22 protein-coding genes are annotated in these 25150 nt (G+C 47.0%); 10 read left to right on the top strand and 12 right to left on the bottom strand.

Features of this window, described 5'->3' with window-relative positions:
* Positions 1-6: 6 nt before the first annotated feature.
* Entirely contained in the window at positions 7-1134 is a 1128-nt protein-coding gene (locus MiSe_RS01115) for a ferrochelatase (RefSeq protein ID WP_226573430.1), read from the bottom strand.
* A 298-nt stretch (positions 1135-1432) separates the two neighbouring features.
* Here MiSe_RS01115 and MiSe_RS01110 point away from each other — a divergent pair, with 298 nt between their 5' ends.
* On the top strand, positions 1433-1972 hold the full coding sequence (locus MiSe_RS01110; RefSeq protein ID WP_226573000.1) for a hypothetical protein: 540 nt from the start codon (positions 1433-1435) through the stop codon (positions 1970-1972).
* Between the two features lie 246 nt (positions 1973-2218).
* Here MiSe_RS01110 and MiSe_RS01105 read toward each other — a convergent pair whose 3' ends face one another.
* Entirely contained in the window at positions 2219-3232 is a 1014-nt protein-coding gene (locus tag MiSe_RS01105; RefSeq protein WP_226572997.1) for a hypothetical protein, read from the bottom strand.
* Between the two features lie 501 nt (positions 3233-3733).
* Positions 3734-4207: a hypothetical protein gene (locus tag MiSe_RS01100; protein WP_226572996.1), complete on the bottom strand. Its 474-nt coding sequence runs from the start codon at positions 4205-4207 to the stop codon at positions 3734-3736.
* 80 nt (positions 4208-4287) lie between these two features.
* Between MiSe_RS01100 and MiSe_RS01095 the strand changes: the two genes are divergently transcribed.
* Positions 4288-8421 (top strand): nSTAND1 domain-containing NTPase, encoded by a 4134-nt coding sequence (locus tag MiSe_RS01095; protein ID WP_226572993.1) that lies wholly within the window; start codon positions 4288-4290, stop codon positions 8419-8421.
* Positions 8422-8968: 547 nt separating this feature from the next.
* Here the strand turns inward: MiSe_RS01095 and MiSe_RS50730 are convergent.
* Positions 8969-9091 carry a hypothetical protein gene (locus MiSe_RS50730; protein ID WP_264196270.1) on the bottom strand — a complete coding sequence of 41 codons (123 nt, stop codon included), beginning with the start codon at positions 9089-9091 and terminating at the stop codon, positions 8969-8971.
* 355 nt (positions 9092-9446) lie between these two features.
* On the opposite strand from MiSe_RS50730, the gene MiSe_RS01090 reads away from it, so the two are divergent.
* From MiSe_RS01090 to ilvB, 3 genes are all read left to right on the top strand, one after another.
* A complete protein-coding gene (locus MiSe_RS01090; protein WP_226572990.1) occupies positions 9447-10754 on the top strand; it encodes an MFS transporter in 1308 nt (435 codons plus the stop codon).
* 581 nt (positions 10755-11335) lie between these two features.
* On the top strand, positions 11336-12592 hold the full coding sequence (locus MiSe_RS01085) for an RNA-guided endonuclease InsQ/TnpB family protein (protein ID WP_226572983.1): 1257 nt from the start codon (positions 11336-11338) through the stop codon (positions 12590-12592).
* 36 nt (positions 12593-12628) lie between these two features.
* Positions 12629-14539: a biosynthetic-type acetolactate synthase large subunit gene (gene ilvB, locus MiSe_RS01080; protein ID WP_444980447.1), complete on the top strand. Its 1911-nt coding sequence runs from the start codon at positions 12629-12631 to the stop codon at positions 14537-14539.
* Positions 14540-14769: 230 nt separating this feature from the next.
* Here ilvB and MiSe_RS01075 read toward each other — a convergent pair whose 3' ends face one another.
* Genes MiSe_RS01075 through MiSe_RS01065 form a run of 3 tightly spaced genes read right to left on the bottom strand, consistent with a single transcriptional unit; the run spans position 14770 to position 16962 of the window.
* Positions 14770-15459 (bottom strand): PEP-CTERM sorting domain-containing protein, encoded by a 690-nt coding sequence (locus MiSe_RS01075; RefSeq protein ID WP_226572977.1) that lies wholly within the window; start codon positions 15457-15459, stop codon positions 14770-14772.
* Positions 15460-15510: 51 nt separating this feature from the next.
* A complete protein-coding gene (locus MiSe_RS01070; RefSeq protein WP_226572976.1) occupies positions 15511-16200 on the bottom strand; it encodes a PEP-CTERM sorting domain-containing protein in 690 nt (229 codons plus the stop codon).
* Positions 16201-16251: 51 nt separating this feature from the next.
* Complete coding sequence (locus MiSe_RS01065) at positions 16252-16962, bottom strand: PEP-CTERM sorting domain-containing protein (RefSeq protein ID WP_226572975.1); 711 nt, start codon at positions 16960-16962, stop codon at positions 16252-16254.
* Positions 16963-17206: 244 nt separating this feature from the next.
* Between MiSe_RS01065 and MiSe_RS01060 the strand changes: the two genes are divergently transcribed.
* The 3 genes from MiSe_RS01060 to MiSe_RS01050 all read left to right on the top strand — a co-directional run bounded on the left by MiSe_RS01060 (position 17207) and on the right by MiSe_RS01050 (position 19594).
* Complete coding sequence (locus MiSe_RS01060; RefSeq protein ID WP_226572972.1) at positions 17207-17362, top strand: hypothetical protein; 156 nt, start codon at positions 17207-17209, stop codon at positions 17360-17362.
* 116 nt (positions 17363-17478) lie between these two features.
* Entirely contained in the window at positions 17479-17784 is a 306-nt protein-coding gene (locus MiSe_RS01055) for a protease inhibitor I42 family protein (RefSeq protein ID WP_226572966.1), read from the top strand.
* 43 nt (positions 17785-17827) lie between these two features.
* Entirely contained in the window at positions 17828-19594 is a 1767-nt protein-coding gene (locus tag MiSe_RS01050; RefSeq protein WP_226572964.1) for a C1 family peptidase, read from the top strand.
* Between the two features lie 276 nt (positions 19595-19870).
* Here MiSe_RS01050 and hypB read toward each other — a convergent pair whose 3' ends face one another.
* The 5 genes from hypB to hypE form a co-directional block, all read right to left on the bottom strand.
* The gene (gene hypB, locus MiSe_RS01045) at positions 19871-20767 is read right to left on the bottom strand and encodes a hydrogenase nickel incorporation protein HypB (protein ID WP_226572953.1); all 897 of its coding nucleotides are present in this window, start codon (positions 20765-20767) and stop codon (positions 19871-19873) included.
* Positions 20758-21099: a hydrogenase maturation nickel metallochaperone HypA gene (gene hypA, locus MiSe_RS01040; RefSeq protein ID WP_226572951.1), complete on the bottom strand. Its 342-nt coding sequence runs from the start codon at positions 21097-21099 to the stop codon at positions 20758-20760. The genes hypB and hypA overlap by 10 nt, the downstream gene beginning before the upstream one ends.
* A 194-nt stretch (positions 21100-21293) precedes the next feature.
* A complete protein-coding gene (locus MiSe_RS01035; protein ID WP_226572949.1) occupies positions 21294-22580 on the bottom strand; it encodes a SagB/ThcOx family dehydrogenase in 1287 nt (428 codons plus the stop codon).
* Positions 22567-23019 carry an ankyrin repeat domain-containing protein gene (locus MiSe_RS01030; protein WP_226572948.1) on the bottom strand — a complete coding sequence of 151 codons (453 nt, stop codon included), beginning with the start codon at positions 23017-23019 and terminating at the stop codon, positions 22567-22569. Before MiSe_RS01030 ends, MiSe_RS01035 begins: the two co-directional genes overlap by 14 nt.
* Before the next feature lie 241 nt (positions 23020-23260).
* The gene (gene hypE / locus MiSe_RS01025; protein ID WP_226572946.1) at positions 23261-24367 is read right to left on the bottom strand and encodes a hydrogenase expression/formation protein HypE; all 1107 of its coding nucleotides are present in this window, start codon (positions 24365-24367) and stop codon (positions 23261-23263) included.
* Positions 24368-24424: 57 nt separating this feature from the next.
* Between hypE and MiSe_RS01020 the strand changes: the two genes are divergently transcribed.
* Positions 24425-24715 carry a hypothetical protein gene (locus MiSe_RS01020; RefSeq protein WP_226572944.1) on the top strand — a complete coding sequence of 97 codons (291 nt, stop codon included), beginning with the start codon at positions 24425-24427 and terminating at the stop codon, positions 24713-24715.
* Positions 24712-25150, top strand: a 439-nt coding sequence (locus tag MiSe_RS01015) for a hypothetical protein (RefSeq protein WP_226572942.1), incomplete at its 3' end; no start/stop codon positions are given. The genes MiSe_RS01020 and MiSe_RS01015, both read left to right, overlap by 4 nt.

Genomic DNA, 25150 nt, shown 5'->3' with positions numbered 1-25150 from the left:
CAAATCTCAAATCTCAAATTGGTGGTGATGATGATGCGCTTGTGCTGCCAGATGGGGATTAACGGCTAGAGATTCTTCTCCTAACAGCGCTTCAATTTGGGGATTCGCCCACTCTGCTGCCATCTTTAAGAAATCTGGATGGTCGTTGACGCAGGGCATTTGCACGTAGTTTACATCTGAATGTTTCCGCTCTAAAGCATGAATAATATGGTGGACATCCAGTAAAGTTTCGTGATTTTCGGTAGCAAAACCAATCGGCATGAACAGAATTGCTTTTGCACCCAATTCGATTAGATTGCTAGCAGCTTGGTTGACATTGGGTTGCGTCCATTCGATTAGGGGAGTATCGTGATTAAGCCAACCGATGGAGATGAGTGGATAGCGGTGAATTAGTTTTTCTCGTACCAACTCATACATTGCCTGACTTTCGTCAATTCCAGAAGTAAAACCCTTGGCTTTGTGGGGACAACCGTGATTCATCAACACGATGCCAATTTGAGAGGGCAGGTAAGCTTGGGTTAATTCGGCGGCGATTTTTTCTTCTACGAGACGAGCCATTAAATCGATGTAATCTGGTTCGTTATAGAAAGAAGGAATGTAGCGCTGTCCTTTCACCCAATGTTGGTCACCGTCAGTCAGATTTGCCAGGGCTTTGTTGACTTGCTCGACGGCGATACCGCTGGTAAAAATAGAATCGACAACCAAAAGCGGATAAATCAGCAGTTTGTCAAATCCTTGGGATTTAATTTCAGCTAAAACTTGTTTGGGGAGGAAGGGGGCGCAGAAGTTAAACGCTTTGAAAACTTGAACTCGCTCACCCCATTTTTCTTGCAGGTGCTTTTCAATTCCAGCCCGTTGCTGTTCAAAAATTGCATTGTGCGGTGAAATGAAATTGCCGTGCTGATGTCCCCACTCGTGCAAGTCAAACATTGCCAAAATTCTGGCTAAAGGGGGATAAATCCAGGTTGGCACTGGTGCAAACTTAGCGGTGAGTAGGTGCAGTGCCTGCTCGTTATAGTTGGCGAAGTCTTCGTAACTTTCAACTTCACCGTAACCCATGAGCAATACGGCAACTCTCTCTTGGGAGTCTGCGTGATGATGGGTATGTTGCAGTTTTTCTGGGGTAGCAACCACGTGGGATTCCTCGCCTAAAGTGAAAATATCCGAGTGGGGGGTTGGGGGATTGTCCAAAGCACCCCTCTGCTTAATAGGTTAGCATCCCCACCGGGGGGATAGGTTAATAATTGTTGCAGCCGTAATAGAAACTCAAGTTGCTAGTTATCTCTCGAAGAGCGGCTAATGGCGTTCCCAGGCTCTGCCCTGGTCACGAGGCTAATGGCTAATGTCAGTAAAAATCCTATATTAGCAATTAGCAATTAGCAATTAGCAACGCCAAAGTTTATAACTAGCAACTTGCGTTAGAAGCAAAATTGTGAAGCTAATTATTTGTCCTGGCATTCACCCGCCAGAGTTGACGGAAAGCTTTGTGGCAGGATTGGGATTGGGTAAAATTTGTCAATCCGAAGATATACTTATTGTGCCAGGGAAAGATTACCCAGTGTACTCAGGGTTTCACATCTTGCAGTTTGTATGCGATAGGTTGCGCGATCGCACGCCTACCTGCCCCCTGGTATTTATCAGCTTCAGTGCGGGGGTAGTGGGAGCGATCGCAGCAGCAGCGGCGTGGAGGCGGATGGGAGGGTCAGTCAAAGCGTTTATAGCCTTAGATGGATGGGGAGTGCCGTTATTTGGTGATTTTCCGATTTATCGAGTTAGTCACGATGAATTTACCCACTGGAGTTCGGCGTTGCTGGGGAGTGGGGAAGAGAGTTTTTATGCCTCACCGGGGGTGGGGCATTTGGACTTGTGGCGCGCGCCGCAAACGGTGCGAGGGTGGTGGGTGAAGAGAGAGGGAGAGCGCGAGCTTTCAACTGCGGCTGAGTTTTTGGCTGGGGTGTTAGAGCGGGGATAGGCGAGCGATCGCAGCATTGCACATTTATAGCTAGGGGCTAGGGGCTAGGGGGGGAAGAAGGGTCATTACAGCGGATTGCAGCCCCATGAGGTACACCGCCTTTTGTGTAGCGGCACCCTTAAGGGTGCCGCTACACAAAAGGCGCATTTTGGCTTTCCCTCACTCGAAAAGCAATCCGCTGTAATCAAGGCGATCTGCGCTCCGCGCAGAGCGCGAAGCTATCCCACGACAGCAGGTACAATGGCGCTATTCCTTTTTGCGTATGAGTGGGATTAGTCTCACCAATCCAGGCCATAAGCGAATCAACAGCCAAGCCAAAGTTGCTGCAAAAAGTGCGATACTTAGTTTGTATAGCCGTGGCACAGCAGGCTTGATCCAGGGTTCTGGGAGATGAGCGTTGGTGAGGAATACTCTAACAGGATCGTTGGCATTGTTACCAAGCTTATCCGCAGACGGAAGGAACGAGGCGACACTCCATCCTACACCCAGAATGGCGATCGCATCTTGAAAGTTGCGATCGCGTTCGGCTTTGGCAACTTCGACACGGCTGCGAACGGCGTTAATCGTATTCTCTATTAATTTCATCCCCCGTTCCAGATTTTCTGAGTCTTTGGTAATTTGGCTCTGGTATTTATCTGTAACTAACTTGGTGAATTTCTCCAAAAACTCTAGTTTGTTTCCGGCTTTTTCTTCGATTCGTTCCAGGCGTTTTTTATAGGTACTTAAATTCATATCAATCCTGCGGTTTTGAAATTCGAGTCTATTTAGTTCTATGCTATAATTATTCAGGCTATTTTGTACTCGCATCAAGGTTTGACGACATTTTTCCAATTCTCGGTCTGTGGGCTGATTCGGGTTAATAGATTGTCTCTCTTCTTCAATGACAGTAAAGTAGTTTTTAATCGATTGTTTGAGTAGGCGACTCTGACCGTAAGCCCAGAGGATTTTGTGGCGATATTCAAATAATCGCATCCAGTCATCATAAAACTCAGCTAATTTATCGGCGCTTGCTTTGTCAGGAAAAAGAATAATAATAACGTGCTGATTCTCTTGGATGCTTTGAATATTTGTCGGAGTTTCTGGGCTTTCTTTGATTACCAAGCGGTAGCGCGAGAGTTCAAAGATTGTTGCCCCTAGAAACGTTCCTTGCCCTTCTAAATCTTGTTTCCAATTGGCATCGGGCATTAATGCTTGGTAGCAGTCTTTGGCGATATCTTCAGGGTTTTTGGCATCAGATTGGGGTAGCCTGCCAGATATCATCCAGGTTTGCCCAATTGTTGCTGGTTGGTTGTTGATTCTTTGCTCGATTTCGGTTTTTAGGTCTTTAAAACATTCAGCAGGTTGAGCTTCGATTTCATTGTTGACTGAGCAGTCTAGCAGCAGCCCATAAACATCATTGATCCGGACAGGATAGTAATAACCTTGTAAATGGTAAGGTTTGCCATTGTTTGCAAATTCGTGAGGCTCAGTTAAAAGGACATATTCGTCTTCAAAGTAGGTGTCTTTTTGGAATAAAGATTGTTGAAGGGATTAGGGAATTTTTTTCGGATAAACAGCCCGATTTTGATTAATTTCCTCTTGACTCTCGCCTCAGCCATTTCTTAAGTCGTAGAGGAAGAGGTCAAGGGTGGGATAGATGATGTCGTTCATTTATGGTTTGAGGTTGAGATTGAGCTAGATGGAAATGCAGATCCCCCCAACCCCCCAGCGTTCCCAGGCGGTCGCCTGGGAACGAGGGGGGGCTAAGACAGAAGAAAGGTTCTATTTGCTTTTGAGAGACTGCTGAAGGAATTGTTGAATTTTCTCAATAATGCTGAGTTTTTTAGCCGTTTCTGGGGGGTTGGCAGTTGAAAAAACGTTGATAGCCAAGTTGTTAATTTCATTGCTTTTATAGCGATCGTTGACTGGCAGCTTACCTCGCGTTACAGGAATTTGATTTGTAGGGATTGCTGCTGCGAGTTCGGCTGGGGTAGGTAGTAAATCCGAAGGGATTTCGCCATTCAAGGCATCGAGTTGAGATTTAGCGAATTGATACCGCTGATTCAAGTCGGAGTTAGCCAGGACGACTGTTAGCAAATAGTCTTCGTAGTCCTCCCAATTATCGGGGTCGAGTTGCAGTTGATCGGCGGCATCTTTGAAAGCGTCTTTTTCATCTTCGCTTAGGTCTTGTACATCCTTCAGAGCCAGTACTAGAGCAAGTAAGGTTTTGTTAACAGCCGCAGACATAAATGTCATATATCTTTAGTATGAAGAGGGAAAAGTTACAAGTGATAGCCGCAGCTTTCCGGATACTCTCTCAAATTTGGTGCTAAGAAATGAAGGAACGCAGAGAAGCGCTGGTGGTAGGGATTAATCGTTATCCGTTGTTGAGGGATGGAACAACTAAAAAGCCCCAACATCTGGAAAAACCGGCAGCGGATGCGGAAGCAGTTGCCCAAATTATAGAAAAATACGGTAATTTCACAGTGCGTCGCTTGCCAGAGGTGTATTCACCAGAGGGAAAGCGGGGAGTAGATCCCAACCCACCATCACAGAATCTGGTGCAGGTACCGGATTTGGAAGCGGCGATCGCTCAGTTATTCAATCCACCAGGAAGGATTAAACCCGATACCGCGTTGCTGTTTTTTGCCGGTCATGGGTTGCGTAAAGAACAGGGGGGAGTGACGGAAGGGTTTTTGGCTACGAGTGATGTGAATCCCGATAAAGGCAAGTGGGGCGTTTCTTTGCGGTGGTTGCGCGAACTTTTGCAAAAAAGTCCGGTGCAACAGCAGATTATTTGGCTCGATTGCTGCCATAGTGGAGAATTACTCAATATTTTGGATGAGGCTAATCCAGGGAAGGAAGGCAAAGCAGTTGACCGATGTTTGATTGCTGCGTGTCGAGGATTTGAGGTGAGTCGCGAACAGTTGCAAGGCGAACATGGTATTCTGACGGCGGCACTGTTGCAAGGTTTAAACCCGAACGCGGACGTTGATGGCTGGGTGAGTAATAATAAGCTGGCGGATTTCATTAATAAAAAGATGTCCGCAGAACTCCAGCGCCCGGTTTTTCACAATTCCGGTGGGGCGATTATCCTTACGGATAGAACCCATGGGGCGCAAAGGCAGGTCGATTCAAAGCTGAAGGGCAAGTGTCCTTACAAATCGTTGAACTATTTTACGCAAGAGGATGCGGTCTTTTTCTACGGGCGAACGGAACTGACGGATATATTAATCGATCGAGTTCGCAGGGAAAATTTTACCGCCGTGTTGGGGGCGTCGGGAAGTGGTAAATCTTCGGTTTTGCGGGCGGGATTGCTTTATCAACTCAAGCGGGGACAAAAACTATCAGGTAGCGATCGCTGGAAATACTACGATCCATTTACCCCGGGCGAACATCCCCTGCAAAGCTTTAAGAAAGCGACGGGCACAGATGCCCAGCATTTCAAGCAGTATATTGCCACCCTGAAAACTGAACGGGTGGTGCTAGTGGTGGATCAGTTTGAAGAATGCTTCACCATGTGCCAAGACAAGCAAGAACGAGAGCAGTTTTTTGCTTGCTTGTTGCAGGCGGTGGAACAAACGAACAACAAACTCCGCCTAGTGTTGGGGATGCGGGCAGATTTTCTGGGCAAATGTGCTGAATATGCACAGTTAGCTAACAAAATTGACCGGCATCTGGTGACGGTGAAACCGATGACTCGCCAGGAGATAGAAGAGGCGATTGCTAAACCCGGTGAACTGGTTGGCTTAAAAGTTGAGCAAGCTTTGGTAACAAAGATGACTGATGATGTAGTCGGTTCTCCCGGAAGCTTGCCCCTACTCCAGTACACCTTGACAGAACTTTGGGAACAAGCGCAAAAAAGCCCAAATCGCAATCGGTTGACCCTGGAGTGTTATCATCTGCTGGGTGGAATCGAGAAAACGCTGCCCAAACGCGCCAATCAGGTTTATAACTCGCTTCAGGACGAAGAAAAGCTGGTTGCGAAGCGCATCTTCCTGGAACTGACGCAGTTAGGTGAGACAAGCGATAGGCGCAGGCGGGTACGCAAGGAGGATTTAGTCAACCAAAGGCATTCTCTGGAACTGTTGGATCGGACGATTGAGCAGTTAGTGAAAGCGAAGTTAATCGTGACGACAAATGAATCACAATCTGTGAATGGCAAACCGGGAGTGATTTTGGATATCGTCCATGAAGCTTTGATTCGTCATTGGCAGGAGTTGCGCCAATGGGTGGCAGATAACCAAGTGGCATTGGAAATTGAGCGCAAGATTGAAGCTAGGGCGAAAGATTGGGAACGTAACGGGAAGACCGAGGATTTGGGTTTACTGCTGCAAGGGGCAACGTTAATAGAAGCTGAGACGTATTTGAACGACTACGGCAACCTGGGACTGCTTGATGGTATTGCCCAAGAGTATATTGAGGTGAGTCAAAAGGTTCGCGATCGCCTCATCCAAAAAGAGTTAGAACGTAAACAGCGAGAACTTAAAGCTGTTAAGACTAGGAATCGAATTTTAGTTGGATCTTTAGGGGTAGTGAGTGCAGTTGCTGTTGGGGCTTTTTTCCTGTGGCGAGATGCTGAAAGGCAGAAGACAATTGCAAGACTAGGGGAAAGTGCGGCAGTCGCCAGTAATCTGGTATCGGTAACGCCTGTAGAGGGCTTAATGCGAGCTATTCAGGCGACGGGTGAAAGCCAATCCTCATTGCGGCAGGTGCTCAACCCGGTTCAGTCCAGTTTGCTGGATGCGATCGATGTAGCCAGAGAACGGAATATCCTGAGAGGGCATCAGGGTATTGTCTCTTCTGTGGCATTGGGCCCGGATGGGCAGAGGATTGTCTCTGGGGGCGCTGACGGCACGGTGCGGTTGTGGGATAGCAGCGGCAAAGCGATTGGCTCCCCCATCAAAGCGCATCAGGGTATTGTCTCTTCTGTGGCATTGGGCCCGGATGGGCAGAGGATTGTCTCTGGGGGTGAGGACGGTACGGTGCGGTTGTGGGATAGCAGCGGCAAAGCGATTGGCTCTCCCTTGCTTGGGCATCAGGGTTCTGTCATTTCTGTGGCATTGAGCCCGGATGGGCAGAGGATTGTATCTGGGGGCGCTGACGGCACGGTGCGGTTGTGGGATAGCAGCGGCAAAGCGATTGGCTCCCCCATCAAAGCGCATCAGGGTATTGTCTCTTCTGTGGCATTGAGCCCGGATGGGCAGAGGATTGTCTCTGGGGGCGCTGACGGCACGGTGCGGTTGTGGGATAGCAGCGGCAAAGCGATTGGCTCTCCCTTGCTTGGGCATCAGGGTATTGTCTCTTCTGTGGCATTGAGCCCGGATGGGCAGAGGATTGTCTCTGGGGGTGAGGACGGCACGGTGCGGTTGTGGGATAGCAGCGGCAAAGCGATTGGCTCTCCCTTGCTTGGGCATCAGGGTATTGTCTTTTCTGTGGCATTGAGCCCGGATGGGCAGAGGATTGTCTCTGGGGGCGCTGACGGCACGGTGCGGTTGTGGGATAGCAGCGGCAAAGCGATTGGCTCCCCCATCAAAGCGCATCAGGGTATTGTCTCTTCTGTGGCATTCAGCGCGGATGGGCAGAGGATTGTCTCTGGGGGTGAGGACGGTACGGTGCGGTTGTGGGATAGCAGCGGCAAAGCGATTGGCTCCCCCTTCCTTGGGCATCAGGGTGATGTCTCTTCTGTGGCATTGAGCCCGGATGGGCAGAGGATTGTCTCTGGGGGCGCTGACGGCACGGTGCGGTTGTGGCAAGGCGGCACTTGGGAAAGGTGGCTGCGAATGGGGTGCGACAGGTTACTCGATCATCCCGTTCTAGTTGAGCCTGAAACGAATATTGACGAAGAATCTGAAACGATTAAGTTCGCTCAATCCGCTCGTTCTACCTGTCAAAAATTAGCCTGGAATCCCAGCGAAAATGCCCGGTTTCTGGTCAATCAAGGTCGGGCAATAGGGCAGGGAGGAGATTTCAAGGGTGCTATGGCGAAGTTTCAAGCAGCCCGGAAATTGTCTCCCAGCATCACTATCCCATCTGAGGCAGAAGTTGGATGGTGGGCAGCAGGTGGTCTGGTTAAAAATGGTGAGAAGCTAGTCAAGGAGGGTAAGGTCAAGGAAGCGCTTGCCGCCTACAGGGAGGCACAAACTTTAAAGCCAACCTGGAAACTTCCTTCTGAGTCTTGGAATACCCTCTGTCGGTACGGTAGTCTGCACGGACAGGCGGCTGAGGTGATGAAAGCTTGTGAAAATGCGGTGACGGTTGCACCTAAAAATGGAGAGTTTCGGGATAGTCGCGGTATTGCCAGGGCGATGACGGGGAATACCGCCGGGGCGATTGAGGATTTTCAAGCATTTATAAAATCGACTGGCTCGGATGAGGAGAAAAAACAACGGCAAGGCTGGATTGATGCCCTCAAGGCTGGTAAGAATCCCTTCACCCAGGAGGAGATTAAGCGTTTACTTCCGGAGTAATTTAAAGTGCGCGGTGTTGCATTCCCTACAGAAATTTGTCCTTTGGGCAATGGGGCAATGGGGCAATGGGGCAATGGGGTTGAAGGGTCTAGAAATCTTGGGTTTCACCGATTAAGAACGTCATAATTTCCTTAGCGGTTGCTATATATAGCGGATTGTGACTTGATAGAATACAGGTTATTTCGTATAAGTTAATAGTCCTTGTCTTGCGTTGCTCTGTTTGTGTAGCGGCAGCCATTTTTGCTGCCGCTACACTTGCCTTGCGCCACAAGGGCTGTATTCCACCAAGTCATATCATGTCCGGTTAAATACCCATAGTTAGGAATGACGCTCCTGACACGGTGACAAGGGAGATCTCTGAGATTTTTATTAAGGGTAATTAGGCGGACATCATATCACAAACTGCTATAATCACACTTTCAACGTCATAATATAAGTCAAGCAAACTGTTAGTTAAAGAATGAATCGTGCGCTCAAGTTAATCAAGAGAGAGTAATTCTTAAAACTTGGACTACCGCTGTGATATGCTCTGCACTACCAGCGCGTCCTAAATGTTTATCCGATAGCTCATATTCCGGGTGGCGCGAGAAACATCGTTGGGAATGTTGCAGGGACACGGCAATGCCAAAATGTTCGCTTGTAAATAATATTTCGGATGTTGCAGGGACACGGCAATGCCAAAATGTTCGCTTGTAAATAATATTTCGGATGCCGTGTCCCTACCCAGAAACCGGGTTTCTAGGATCGTCGTGGGTAAGTTCTGTATAGCAACCCCATTGTAATAAACGTTCTTAATTCCTTACACCCAAGATTCTACGCCCTTCAACCCCATTGCCAAGATCCCCTAGCCCCTAGCCCCTAGCCCCTAGCCCCTAGCCCCTAGCCCCTAGCTATATGTGACAGCAAGGGAAGCGAAGCTTTTGCATCCACACCTACCCAGTTTTTAACTATGCTGTTAGAGGCGAAGGTTGGATATAAATTAAGGAAGTTAAGCCTTCGCTTTCGAGCCTTACCCTTAGTCATCTATGTTTCCAACTGACCCTGCCGCTGCTTCTGGTAGTGGGTTTCGCGCCTTGTTTGAGAATCGACCCTTCATGAAGCTGTGGAGTGGACAGATCTTGTCCCAGATAGCGGATAAGGTGTTTTTGGTGTTGCTGATTAGCTTGGTGGCACAACCAGCGTATCAAGAAGGACTCCCCGCTTGGCTGGCTAACTCTCAGGCGATGAAAAATGCCGAATCGCCCAATGCGCTGCTGAACTCGCTGATCATGGTCGCCAATACCCTACCAGCGGTTTTATTAGGTTCGGCGGCGGGGATTTTTGTTGACCGCTTCGACAAGCGGCAAATTATGTGGATTACTAACGTGCTGCGGGAGTTGTTAGTAATTGCTATCCCGCTTCTGCCTAAACAGTTTACCGTTTTGTTGGTCGTGGCGTTTTTAGAATCGATTTTGACGCAATTTTTCGCCCCGGCGGAACAGGCGGCGATTCCTTTACTCGTTTCCCGCCAGGGGTTAATGTCCGCCAATGCCCTTTTTACCACCACCATGATGGGTTCTTTGATTGTGGGTTTTGCGATTGGGGAACCCCTGTTAACCTTGGCTAAAACCTTTGGCGGGTCATTTGGGCCGGAAATTGCCGTCGGCGCGTTATATCTGTCGTCAGCTTGGGTAATTTATCTGATTCCCTTGAGAGAAAAAATAATGCAAGGGTCGGAAGTGGGACTCAACCCTTGGAGCGATTTTAAGGCGGGGTTGCGATATTTGAGAAAAGATCGTTTGGTCAGCAATGCGATGGTGCAGTTAACGATTTTGTATTCAGTGTTTGCGGCGTTAACCGTGCTGGCGATTAATATGGCAGAAGAAATTGGTCTCAAAGGGACTCAATTTGGGTTTCTGCTCGCCGCCGCCGGGGTTGGGATGGTGTTGGGGGCAGCATTGTTGGGGGGAACTTGGGGCGCTAGCTTCCAGCACAAACCTTTGCCGTTAATCGGTTTTTTGAGTATGGCGTTTGTTTTAGGTGTCTTCACCTATGCCAATCGCCTATGGTTGGGTTTAGCCCTCAGTGTATTCTTGGGTGTGGGTGCTGCATTTGTCGGCGTGCCGATGCAAACGCTGATTCAGCGACAAACGCCAGAATCGATGCGGGGTAAGGTGTTTGGGTTTCAAAACAATGTGGTGAATATTGCCTTGACCTTGCCATTAGCGATCGCCGGACCCCTCACAGTTCAGTTTGGCCTGCAAGTTGTACTGATAGGTATGAGCCTTTTGGTAAGTTTAGTAGGCTTCTGGGCTTGGTATAATACGCGCAACGTGCTGCAAGACGCAATCTAGAATTATAAAGAGATTTCCTTGCTATAGGGGATCTTACCGAGATTTGCCGCAGAATGAAGATATATCGCCATCTGCAACGCGCGAAGCGTAGGTCTTCACCAACGGATTTGATTTAAAAGGAGTTGGTAGCCCCAAACGAAGGCAGTCCGATCCCAATTTCCCATCAGTTGGCATAAAGTCAATAAACAGCAACGAACATATGCCACAGTCGCTAACTTGTTGCTAAGGTCTTTTTCGCGATCGCGTCCCCATCGTGACTGCACCAATCGCGCTTACCCGATGCCCGATCGATGTTAGTTAAAAATCGCGTCAAGAAAGATAAAGAGATGCAAACATAATGTATCATAAGCCACACATTTAACTTGCGGTGCTACCGTCTCTTGGAGGCTATAAGTCCCAAGTCCGGCGTGGGATACATGGACATCCACGGGAGATGTTGATGGGGGTTTCCCCCAAGACCACACTCGCTGCGTTTGCTAATTTTATTTGGAAGGGTGCCGGTAAAATTAGCCATTTTGGCAGGCAGTATTTAACCCTAACAGTAGTAGGTGTTAAGATAAAGCGCAAGGAGGTGATATTGAGTGCTGCACAAAGCTGTCAAATTTCGTTTATATCCAACACCAGAGCCAGAAATTCTACTCGCGCAACATTTTGGTGGCGCTAGATGGTGGTGGAATTATGCGCTTTCACAATCGATTGAGTGCTACAAAGAAACAGGTAAGGGATTGGGGCGAAAGGCACTAAATGCACTCCTTCCAAAGCTGAAAAAGGACGCTCAGACTGCTTGGCTTGCTGAATGTTACAGCCTTTTGCAAGCTGTTACCCTTAATCTGACGACTGCTTACAAAAACTTCTTTGAGGGTCGTGGGAGATTTCCAAGGTTTAAATCCAAGCATCGTAAGCAGTCGATTCAATATCCTCAAAACGTCAATTTGATCCCCCCGTCCCCCCATAATAAGGGGGGTTCCCGAGGGGGGATCAAATTGCCAGGAAAAATAGGCACGGTGAAAGCCAAAATACACAGACCGATTGAGGGAACAATTAAGAAGGTGACGGTTAGCAAAAGCTATTATGGTAAGTATTACGCATCCATATTGAATGAAATTGTAGGGGATAATCCTCAAGCAGCAAGTGAAGGCAATGTGGTTGGCGTTGATTTGGGATTGAAGCATTTTGCTGTTGTCAGCAATGGCAGTAAGGTGTCTAAATACGACAATCCCAAACACCTAGCCAAGCATGAGAAAAATCTCAAACGAAAACAGCAGAAATTAGCCAGAAAGCAAAAAGGGAGTAATTCAAGATCCAAGTACCGAATAGTTGTAGCTAGAGTATACGAACGGGTTAGCAACTCAAGGTCGGATTTTCTACATAAGCTTTCCAGAAAGCTCGTCAACGAGAACCAAGTTGTCGTAGTAGAAAGTCTACATGTCAAAGGCATGGTTCGCAATCACAATCTAGCTCATGCTATCTCTGATGCAGGATGGGGAACCTTCACCAACTTTCTAGCCTACAAACTGGAGAAGAAAGGTGGCTTATTATTGGAAGTTGACCGATGGTTCCCCAGTTCTAAGCTTGGCTCTAGTTGCTATTACCAGATTGACGAATTGCCATTAGATGTTAGGGAATGGACTTGCCCTAACTGTGGCACTGATCGCGATAGGGATGGCAACGCTGCAACCAATATCAGAGCAGAGGGCATCAGAATGCTAAAGGCGGATGGAACAGCCGTCTCTGCTAAGGTCGGGGAAGTAAGACAAAAGGGTGGACGCAAGTCTGTTCTGTTGCATTCCCCGTTGATGTTAGAAGCCCACACTGTACCGATAGGTGAGTGTGGGTAGTTCACAATAGCAAAATTAGACGTTATTAACTGAGGTATGCCCGTGACTTCCCACAGCGTTTCTCAAAAATCCAGTAGTATCAATAATCCCATCGTGACGACGACCCCTGGTGGCATTACCCCCGCTGGGAGTGCGGTGCGCGCGACGGGTGCTTTTGCCCTGATTGACAGTCTCAAGCGTCATGGGGTGAAACATATTTTTGGTTACCCAGGCGGTGCGATTCTGCCAATTTACGACGAACTGTACCGCTTTGAATCAAGAGGTGAAATTCAACACATCCTCGTCAGGCACGAGCAGGGAGCAGCCCATGCAGCCGATGGTTATGCCCGTGCAACTGGGGAAGTGGCGGTGTGTTTTGGCACGTCGGGGCCAGGAGCAACGAACTTGGTGACGGGAATTGCCACCGCGCAAATGGACTCGATTCCATTGGTAGTGGTTACCGGACAGGTATCCCGTGCGGCGATTGGTACGGATGCGTTTCAGGAAATCGATATCTACGGCATCACGCTGCCGATTGTGAAGCACTCCTATGTGGTGCGCGATCCCCAGGATATGGCGCGAATTGTGGCAGAAGCGTTCCATATCGCCAGTACGGGGCGTCCGGGTCCGGTGTTGATCGACGTACCTAAGGATGTAGGTTTGGAACAATTCGACTACGTGCCAGTGGAACCGGGAACGGTGAAAATTCCGGGGTATCGTCCGACGGTGAAGGGCAATCCCCGCCAGTTGCAGCAAGCGTTGAATTTGATTCGGAAAGCCAAACAGCCTTTACTATACGTGGGTGGGGGAGCGATCGCATCAGGCGCCCACCAGGAAATTAAAGAACTGGCAGAACGATTCCAACTCCCGGTAACGACAACTCTGATGGGCAAGGGATCGTTTGACGAGAATCACCCGCTGTCTTTGGGGATGTTGGGAATGCACGGCACGGCATATGCGAATTTTGCCGTCACCGAATGCGACTTGCTAATTGCCGTGGGGGCGCGCTTCGATGACCGCGTGACGGGCAAGTTGGACGAGTTTGCCTCCCGCGCCCAAGTCATTCACATCGATATCGACCCCGCCGAAGTCGGGAAAAACCGCGCCCCAGAAGTGCCAATTGTGGGGGATGTGCGTCTGGTGTTGGCAGATATGCTGCGGCGGTGCGAGGAAGCGGATATCCGACCGGACGAACCGCACCAAACCCAACCTTGGCTAGAACGGATTAATGGCTGGAAGCAAGATTATCCCTTGGTGGTGCCTCAGTATGAAGAGATGCTGTCTCCCCAAGAGGTAATTGTGGAGTTGGGGCGTCAGGCACCCGATGCCTACTACACGACGGATGTGGGTCAGCACCAAATGTGGGCGGCGCAATTCCTCAAAAACGGCCCCCGGCGGTGGATTTCCAGTGCTGGGTTAGGCACGATGGGTTTTGGGATGCCAGCGGCAATGGGCGCTAAAGTTGCGCTGCCGAACGAACAGGTGATCTGCGTTGCCGGGGATGCCAGCATCCAGATGAACATTCAGGAATTGGGTACATTAGCACAATACGGCATTGATGTCAAGACTGTGATTATCAATAATGGCTGGCAGGGAATGGTGCGCCAGTGGCAGCAAACGTTCTACGAGGCGCGTTACGAAGCTTCCAATATGGAACAGGGAATGCCGGACATTGTGAAGCTGACAGAGGCGTATGGTCTGAAGGGGATAGTGGTGACGCGACGGGAAGAATTATCGGATGCGATCGCCCAAATGCTAGCCCATAAGGGTGCCGTCCTGCTGGATGTGCGCGTCAGGAAAGATGAAAACTGTTACCCGATGGTCGCCCCCGGTAAGAGCAACGGTCAAATGATTGGTTTGCCGCAACGCAAACAGCTAGAAGAAGTAACAGAGGTGACTTGTAGCAGCTGCGGTGCTAAGAATGCGCCCAATCACAAATTCTGTCCGGAATGCGGGGCGAAATTGTAAGTTTGGTTGGTAATGGATAGTTGGTAATTTGGTAGTAGGGTGAGGAATTCTTGCCCTACTACTTGTTTTTTTGGGTTTCGAGATTGCCAGGGTTTGAAAATGCCTTATTTAATCGAGGATAGTTTCTTTTTCTGCACAAGAAAGCCTAACCCTAATAGGGATAAACAGACTAGATTTTATTCAACTATGACTGTCGCAGTTTATTGGTTAATTGCGACAGTCCTAATTTTTTAGCCTTGAGATGAGGCGGTTTTTTGCTTCAAAAGAAAGGCCAGACCTAATAAGGATAAACCGACTAGGCTGGCGGGTTCTGGAACGCTCGTTGGTCTTTGAAACGGTACTCGGGTAACGAAATTGATTTGACCTGAAGATTCTGAGGTTAGAGTAATCGGCACAAGTGTACAATCGGGGTTATAGTAACCAAAAGGAGCAAATGGAACACAGAGAAGAGAAAGGGTACTCTCGGCTTGGGTTTCCCTAAAGTTAGCACCAGTTACAAAAAGTTTATCTACGCGGGTAAAACCGTAGCCTCTAGGATGTACCCAAATATTGGTCTTGGGTGCTAAATTTAAGTTCATTCCTATCAACGAACCCGACTCAAAAGTGAAAACCGGAGGAGCAAGTAAATTGCTAGAGGTGAAATTAACCAATTGAGGTACGACCAAACTCCGCTGGTTTACGTACTCAAAGAAAAAACTCCCATTTAATTGGGATAAGCTAGCTTCCTCGCGACCAATTCCTGTCAAGCCTGAAGTCGCGTCATTAAAATACAGAAATCCTTGCCCATAGCTGCTAAAAGAACCAGACCTATCAAAAGAAAAGTTGAACAAGGCAGCTTGTGCGGGGTTAGCTTCTATAGCGGCAAAGCTCAGAATTGTACCAGCTGTTGCGGCAGCTAATTTTTGCAATATTTTAGTCATTGGAGTGTACCTGCTATTTCAAATTATGATCGGGGTGGAAAACTGCATTTTTTAGCCTTGAGATGAGGCGGTTTTTTGCTTCAAAAGAAACGCCAAACCTAATAAGGATAAACCGACTACGCTACCAGGTTCTGGAACGCTCGTTGGTCGTTTAAACGGTACTCGGGTAACGAAATTGATTTGACCTGTAGATTCTGTTGATCCGCTTGGAACATCAACTACCGTTCCACAAGGCCAAGGGTAACTAGAACTTTCGCAAAATGGCCGGTAAGTGACCTGCCTAGTTACCTGCGATTGCTTGACCCTGTAGGTCGAACCCTGAATAAAAAGTTTACCTGTATCGATCCATGCGGCAATACCTCTAGGATGAACCCAAGTAACCTTTTTAGGTGCTAGGTCGAAGTTCATTCCTACCAAATTTCCCGATTCAAAACTAAAAATTGGAGTACTGAGTATATCGGCGGGTTCACCCCACTGTAACTTGGGTATATTGGGTGGTAAACTGCTAATTTCATAAGAAAAACCAAAAATCCCCTTTAACTGCGATAGGCTAGCCTCCTCGCTTCCAATTCCCGTCAAGCCTGAAGTCGCGTCATTAAAAACCAGATCTCCAAACAGCCGTCCTTGTCCCTCGCTGAAAAAATTGAATACGGCAGCTTGTGCGGGGTTAGCTTCCAAGGCGGCAAAACTTAGAATTGCACCAGCGGTTGCGGCGGCTAATTTTTGCCAGATTTTAGTCATTGGAGTGTACCTGCTATTTCAAATTATGATCCTGGTGGAAAACTGCATTTTTTAGCCTTGAGATGAGGCGGTTTTTTGCTTCAAAAGAAAGGCCAAACCTAATAAGGATAAACCGACTACGCTGGCGGGTTCTGGAACGCTCGTTGGTCTTTGAAACGGTACTCGGGTAACGAAATTGATTCGACCTGTCGTTTCATAGGTGGGTCCTGGATAGTCCCTGGAGCCACAATTAGGATTAGGTAAAGAATAAGGAGGGTAAGGAACATAAATAAAAGGAGGGCAAGTAAGGTCATAGGCTCCCTTAATTACGAGCGATCGCTTGACCCTGTAGGTAGCATCCTGGAGAAAAACTTCATTTGTCTCGACCCATAAGCCGCCGCCTTGTCCAGGATTTCTCCAAGTAACCTCTTTAGGTGCTAAAGCTAAGTTCACTCCTACCAAGGAACCCGATTCAAAACTAAAAACTGGAGAACTGAGTAAATCGGGATTACCCCAACTTAAAGTACGCCCATAAGGTAAAGTACTGTTTGTTTCAAAATAAAATCCAAAAGTAGCGTTTAATTGCGATAAGCTAGCTTCTTCGGTACCAATTCCCGTCAAGCCGGAAGTCGCGTCATTAAAATACAGATCTCCAAACAGCCGTCCTTGTCCCTCGCTGAAAAAATGGAATAAGGCAGCTTGTGCTGGGTTAGCTTCTATGGCGAGCCAGCTAAGAAATGCACCAGTAGTTAACGCTGTTAATTTTTGCCAGATTTTAGACATGGTATTGTACCTCTTGCTCTAGTCAAGTTTTTGCTTTATGGATGGGGAAATTTCACTCGGCGATATTGTTACTCTTGTGTCTGCTTGCAACCCGAAACCTGGGTGCGAGGCACGAGAATCGGATCGTTACCTGGGAAAATACGGATAGTAATTTCCCTTACTTATGTATGTATCACACTGAATTATCAGGATCTCAACTTCATCAAATGAACATACTAAATTCATGAAAGCATGATAAAGTTTTATGTTATTTACAGAGCAACAAGTAAGTAAATTTACTGAAAATAAAAGTGAAGCGATCGCAAAAAAGAAACCTGATAATCGTGGTAACCTGCTAATGACTGGGTGCGTCTTGAGCCGCTACCTCTGGGTGGAAGTACCCATGAGGGTACTGCCATAACAAGAGCGCATATCCGATCATTAGAGATAAGCGAACCGAGATGGCTGTGTGCAAATGCGTTCGCTCAGTCCGCAGGATAATCGCGCCGCTAGTTCTGTTTTCAGGAGCAGTTAGCAATGGAATTACCAGCAAAAATCGATCTCAAAGTTGGTGAAACCTACACGCTCAGATTACCAGGGTTAGGAGCAGCAGGATATCTGTGGACTTATGATATCGCCTGGGACAGCAACTTAATTGATATATCGCAGACAACAGCAAAAAGTAGCGAATTTCCAGCTGTTGGTTCCAGCATGGATCAAGTATTTATCCTGCGGGGACTCGCGACGGGACACCTGACAATTCGCTTTATGCAGCGGCGACCTTGGGAAAAAAATCAACCCCCTGTTGCGGAACATACGCTGGAAGTTGATATTAAAGCTTAACGAGCGGAAAAATTCAAAACGATTAAACGCCAAGAGGTAATCAATGACTTCATTTGACGAAATAAATTCTAGTATTCAGGGTTCTGATGCCAGTTGGGTAGCAAAAGAAACTCCCCAGACTTTGCTTACTAGCACTCAAAAGCGACGACTTTTAGGGGTTGTGGTTGATAGAGCGGATTTGGCGGCGGCGATGGTTCCCCGCGCCAGATCTGTGGTAGCTAACTTTGCACCGGCAATCGATTGGCGCGATCGCAACGGCAACCACATCAGTCCAGTGAAAGACCAAGGAAGCTGTGGTTCCTGCGTATCTTTTTGTACGGTATCAACTGTTGAATCAATGGCATCGATCGAACTAGGACAAAAGCTCGATTTGTCGGAAGCAGATCTTCATTTCTGCTCGGATCACGGTGCAAATTGTGACGGTTGGTGGCCTCATGAGGCTTACAATGCGCTCATAACTCGCGGCGCGCCAGATGAAGATTGTTTCCCTTATAGTAGTGCTTTTACTTCAGGCAATCCTGCGTGCATTGTTGGTAAAAATCGAGATGCTCGCGCTGTGAAAATTACAGAATCGAGCAGCGTCAATAATATGGTAGAACGCAAGAACTGGCTGACTAATGTCGGGCCAGTTAGTGCTGTACTTCACGTCTATGAAGATTTCTATTCCTATGGCAGCGGCATTTACAAACACGTTACCGGCGAAGATCAAGGTCTTCACTGCGTTGAAGTGATCGGTTATTCAGAAGCAGAACAATGCTGGATATGCAAAAACTCTTGGGGAACTGAGTGGGGAGATAATGGCTTTTTTAAGATTGCCTATGGCGAAGCCGGAATTGACACCGAATTCCCCTTTTGGACTGTGCGTGGGGTGAAGGTTCCTACGACGGATATTAAGCGGATTCCCGGTTGGTTTGGCGCAGAAAATCAAGGCGCTGGGATGGCGATCGCAGACCTTAATGGTAACGGTCGTCCAGATTTAATTGTTTTTCACATCGACAATCCTAGCGGGGAAAATCGCGCCTACTATCGCATTGGCTGGAATGTAGATACCAAAGGCAACGTGACGGGTGGCTGGAGTGATATAAAACAGGTTCCCGGATGGTTTGGTGCAGAAAATCAAGGCGCTGGAATTGCGATCGCAGACATCAACGGTAACGGTCGTCCAGATTTAATTGTCTTGCATCTCGACAATCCTAGCGGGGAAAATCGCGCCTACTATCGCATTGGCTGGAACTTAGATAGTAACGGCAATGTAACTAGCTGGAGTGATGTGAAGCCGGTTCCAGGATGGTTTGGTGCAGAAAATCAAGGCGCTGGAATTGCGATCGCAGACATCAACGGTAACGGTCGTCCAGATTTAATTGTTTTCCATATCGACAATCCAAGGGGGGAAAATCGCGGCTACTATCGCATTGGTTGGAACTTAGATGCTAACGGTAATGCAACTGGTGGTTGGAGCGATGTGAAACAAGTGCCAAAATGGTTTGGCTGGGAAAATCAAGGCGCTGGAATTGCGATCGCAAATGTTAGCGGTCGTGCCAGATTAGTTGTGTTTCACATCGACAATCCCAAGGGTGACAATACTGGCTACTACCGCATCAGTCAGCCTTTAGACTCAAAAGGTAATGTCACAGGTCAGTGGAATGATGTCAAGCCGATCCCCGGATGGTTCGGCTGGGAGAACCAGGAAGGAGACATTGCGATCGCAGATATCAATGGTAACGGTCGTCCTGACTTGGTAGTATTTCACATCGACAATCCCAAAGGTGAAAATAGCGGTTACTACCGCATAGTTTGGGACATCCTTTAGATGTTTCCACTCGTTCCCAGGCTGCAGCCTGGGAACGAAAACCTAGAGGTTCTGCCTCGGCTGATTACTGCTGCAAAATCTCAGATCCACAAATCGTAAAGAAACCGGGTTTCTCGGAAAAATCAGATCGCAGCAAGAAACAAAGGTGATATCGTTGACCGTTGCTAAGGAATTACGACCTGTAGGGGCTTTTCTGGCAATTAGCAAGCTGGCAATTAGCAATTACCAAGAAAGGCCGATCATTCCGATGCAACCGGATTTGATATGATAGGTTGCTCAGATTTGCACAGCTAAACTCGGCAGATTTACAGCAATCCATTCATACCAACTTTCTAACCCAACGCCAGTGGTTGCAGAAACTTGGAATATCTGCATCTTGGGATTGACCTGCTTGGCATATTCAATTGCTAGATTTACATCAAATTGCACGTAAGGTAGCAGGTCTATTTTAGTAATAATCATCACCTCACTGGCGCGGAACATATGCGGATACTTAATCGGTTTATCTTCTCCTTCGGTAACAGAAAGAATGGCAACTTTTGCCTTTTCTCCTAAATCGAATAACGCCGGACAAACCAAATTTCCCACATTTTCAATCATCACAATTGAATTCAACGGTGGATTGAGTTGTTGCAAACCCCGTTCTACCATTGCGGCTTCTAAATGGCAGCCGGTTCCCGTATTGATTTGAACGACTTTACACCCGGTTTCTTGGATTTTCTTGGCATCGTTAGAGGTTTCTTGATCTCCCTCAATCACGTAAATCGGAAATTTTTCTTTTAAGTCATTAATGGTGCGAGTTAATAAGGTAGTTTTCCCGGAACCTGGAGAACTGACTAAATTTAATGCCAGGATATTTCTCCCTTTGAACCATCCCCGATTTTGCGCTGCAATTAAGTCATTTTTCGCCAAAATATTCTCTTCCAGGGTAACGGTATTCCCGTGCATTTTGGCGTGAATTTGGGCGACTTCGGTGGCGCGATCGCTGTGATGTTCGTGACTGTGAGAATGACTAGAGGCGTGACTGTGGGAATGGGTAATCGCAGTTCCATCCGCCAAGGTATGAGTATGAGTATGATGGTGTAGGTTTGAATTGATAGCAACTACTTCACCCGTTTCGGGATTGGTAATTTTGGTTTCAGCATCATCAGAACAACCGCAGGTTACACACATAATTCTTCTATCTCCATTTCTTTTATTTTCAGTTCTTCACCCGCTATTATTTTTAAGTCCGCACTCCCACACCCACAAATGCCAAAAGGCTGTTCTAGGGGAACTTCCCCACCGCAGCGGCGACATATTGCTAAGCCTGGAATTTCGATAATTTCTAATTCGGCTCCTTCTATAATTGTACCTTGGCAGCAGACATCGAAACAAAAACGGATGGCATCCGGCATAATCGCTGTCAGTTTGCCGATTTCTAATGTAACTCGCTGCACTTTTGTGCCTTTGGCATGTTCAGCTACAATGGCGACGATATTTTGAGTGATTCCTAATTCGTGCATAGTTAATTGCTAATTGCTAATTGCTAATTGCTAATTGCTAATTGGGGTGGAGGTTTTGACAAGACTTAGGCAAATTTTCTATATGTAGGGTGCGTTAGCCAGCAGAGTACGGCACCTATATGTAGGGTGCGTTAGCCAGCAGAGTACGGCACCATAGCACCATATTTAGTGTTGTTGCATAAGTCCCGTTTGAGTTAGATTCCAATTGCCATGACATACAGAATGTCTTTGTCTGTTCCTAAGAATTCTTGGGTTTCATCGTCGTAATAAGCGCCTATGCCGCTGCATTCAATTCCCAGATAGTTGCTAAACAGATAAATTCTTTGCCCTAAGAAACCTGCCAATTGTACGGCATTTTGATAGTTTCTATAATTCGAGACAAAAAACAGCGTTGCGGCGCTATCTCTACCGATGGCTTGGTTGACGCATAAGTAACCGGCTTTTTGGCTGAAATCCCCCGATTTAATCAAATGGTTGCCTTTATACAAACCCGTTTCCATTCCTTCTACTCGATTGATAACCGAGTAGATTTCTATCTCCTCAAAACTCTCTGTGGGGATTGGTTGTTCAACTTGTTTTAGGATAGTCCAATAACTTTCTTGGGAAATCGACTGTTTTTTAAATCGCCGAATTGACCGCCGATTCCAAATTGTCTGGAAAAATTTATCTTTATCAAAGTTAAACTGAGGATATGCGAGTGGCTGTTGGTAACTTTTCGCCTCAGCGGTTTGTTTATAGCCATTTTCAATAAATTGATTTGGCTCAAAATAATCTGTGCCGCTGACAAAGGGAACTTTGAGCCTTAAACGCCTTATATTTTTTTCTACAACCTCCCCAGAAATGGCGCAAGCGGTGATAAATTCCTTGTTCTCAAAGCCCAAATCGGCATTGAGGGAAATTTTATCAAAATCAAAGATAAGTTGTAGGTTTCTGTCGTGAAGGTAGGCGGAAGCTTCAATCGCACCGAGATGATGTCCGCTATCTAAAAAACAGTAGCGAATGCTGCGGTCTTGATATTTCCAACTGGAGCGATAATAAACGCAACTGACTAAAAATATGAAGCCTTTGACAATTTGATTGGGAAAGATGTAACTCTCTACTCCATCATCGATTAATTCGTAGATTAGAGTCAGAGATTGACTGACGACTTCCAGATGATAGATGCCATCGACGATGCCTTTGATTCCCCTAATTTGCACGTAAATTTCTGTGGGATATAAAGCGCCTGCGGAGGGATTTACGCGCAGTTGATAGGGGCCATCTTTATAGATTTTTTCAAAGGTAATGGCGCTGGTTAACCAGATAAAGGAATGAATCGGATTATTTACATCAAGGGTAAATCTCCTATAAAATTTTGGATAGCATTTAAACGGAGAAGGTTGGGTGGACGCATCTACGTAATTTGGGTCTATCAGCACTGATAAATACGAGTGCTTGGTAGCGTCGTGGTAGGTTTTCCCGGCTATCTTAGCTTGCAGCATTTTTTAGCACCTTGAATACTTCTCGGGTACTGGCGAAATCGAGGGCGCTAAAGTCGTCTAAATTTTTCAACTTTAGGTTGGGTTTGTATTTAAGAAGTAACTTAACAACATCGGTTTTTCCGGCTGAGGCAGCATACATTATAGCGGTTGCGCCGTTATCGTTTTGATTGTCGATATTGATGTTTGCAGCGATTAAAAGCTTAATCAAGTCGCTATGGTTTTTATAGCAAGCGAACCACAAGGCATTGTTGCCGTCGTTGTTTCTGATATCGAGGTCTGCGCCTGCATTAATTAGGTCTTGGACGATGGCGATCGCTCCCTCTATCGTCGCTTTCATCAATGGGGTATCGCCGTTTTCCCCCCGCTGATTTAAGTCGGCAGGATTATAGCCTTTTTCTATCAGCCACTGGTAGGTTGTTTCGCTTAGTTGTTGCATCATTTTGATTCCTTGTTTCTAGGATTATTGTCCCAAAAGCAATCGGGGAATAAAGTATTGTTTGCTACTTTTATTTGATTTCCATAATTACTCTTTTCCCGCCGGAAGAATTAGTATTATTGAACCACGAAGACGCGAAGGACACGAAGGAAGAAGAAGGAAGAAGAAGATAATGTTCTACCGGGAAGAGAGTTAATGAACCGCTCCAGGCGCAGAGGGCGCAGAGGAAGAGAAGAGGAAGAGGTTAGCAAATTCTTGGGAGTTGATCGCCGACTAGCATATCTATTATACGTTCTGCACCGAAGGTTGTTTTTAATAAGACAGCACCAGTCGGTGAGGGAATTGCTTCGCCGATTATGCTGGCATCTTTTCCGGCGGGATGGGTTTTCATTGCTGATAAAACTGTTTGGGCATGTTCTGGTTTTACGACTAAGACTAATTTGCCTTCGTTTGCTAGATATAGGGGATCTAAACCTAATATTTCGCAAACGCCTTTGACTTCTTCGCGAATGGGGATAGATTGTTCGTGGAGACGGATTCCTACATTAGAAGTTTGGGCAAATTCATTTAAAACGGTGGCTAATCCGCCTCGCGTTGCATCCCGCATGGCGCGAATTTCAAGACAAATGTTGAGGATGGTTTCAACTAATCCATTTAAGGGTTGACAGTCGCTTTCAATATCGGTTTCGAGGGCTAATTCTCCACGGGCAATTAATATAGCCGCGCCGTGATTTCCTAGTTCGCCGTTCAGAATTACTACATCTCCTGGTTGAATGTTATGGGCGGAACATGTAACGCCGGATCGAATTATTCCTATGCCAGCGGTGTTGATAAATAATTTATCGGCAGAACCTCGATTCACGACTTTTGTGTCGCCTGTAACGATTTGAATTCCGGCAGCGATCGCGGCAGTTTTCATGCTTTGCACTACCCGCCGCAGGGTTTCTATTGGTAGTCCTTCTTCTAATATAAAGCTACAGGAAAGGTAGAGAGGTTTTGCACCGCTAACTGCTAAATCGTTGACGGTGCCGTTAATTGCTAATGTGCCGATGTCGCCGCCTGGGAAAAATAGCGGATCGACGACATAAGAGTCGGTGGTGAATGCGAGTCTGTCTCCTTGCGCGATTAAGGATGCTAGGTCAAAACTCGCCCAATCTTCGAGTTGGGAAAGGATGGGATTATCTAAACTATTTACAAATACATCGTCGATTAAATCCCGCATCGCTTTACCGCCGCTACCGTGGGCGAGGGTGATATGGGTATCGCGCAGTTTACTTCGTTGTCGCCTGGTTTGTTCGATGTTTTGAAACAGGGGATTTTGTGCTGGATTTGTATTGGGGAAAACGTTCATAATTAAATCGATTTGTCTAAAATTAAGAGTGTAGTTACAAGTAGACCTGCTTTAGCTATGACACCACGCGATCCCAGGATAGATCCCCGAGTTGGCGATATTTTGGAAATGTTTGACAGAACCAAATATGAGTGCATATCGCTTTTGGTTTCGGTTAATCAATCGGGGGAAGAAAATCCAACGGTTCGAGTCCGCAGGCAGGATGGTAAATCCAAGGAAATAAAGGTTTATTACTATTCCCTGGGAGTTTTCCAAAATCGGGTGCGTAAGGCAAGGGTGAAGTTTGTTTCCAATTCAGATTTTGATTGGGCGGATGCGCCTCGAATTCCACATTCAGAGTTGAGTTGATTGATTGGTGCGTTACCCTGTCGCTAACGCACCCTACTTTCAGAGTTGAGTTGATTGATGGGTGCGTTACCCTGTCGCTAACGCACCCTACTTTCAGAGTTGAGTTGATTGATGGGTGCGTTACCCTGTCGCTAACGCACCCTACTTTCAGAGTTGAGTTGATTGATTGGTGCGTTACGCTGTCGCTAACGCACCCTACTTTCAGAGTTGAGTTGATTGATTGGTGCGTTACTACTTTCAGAGTTGAGTTGATTGATGGGTGCGTTACTACTTTCAGAGTTGAGTTGATTGATTGGTGCGTTACTACTTTCAGAGTTGAGTTGATTGATTGGTGCGTTACCCTGTCGCTAACGCACCCTACTTTCAGAGTTGAGTTGATTGATGGGTGCGTTACCCTGTCGCTAACGCACCCTACTTTCAGAGTTGAGTTGATTG

Origin of the sequence: Microseira wollei NIES-4236 (assembly GCF_020521235.1) — a bacterium.
In the GTDB taxonomy this organism is placed as follows: Bacteria; Cyanobacteriota; Cyanobacteriia; order Cyanobacteriales; family Aerosakkonemataceae; genus Microseira; species Microseira wollei.
Note: the sequence above shows the minus strand (reverse complement) of the source record. Positions and strands in the feature narration are given on the sequence as shown.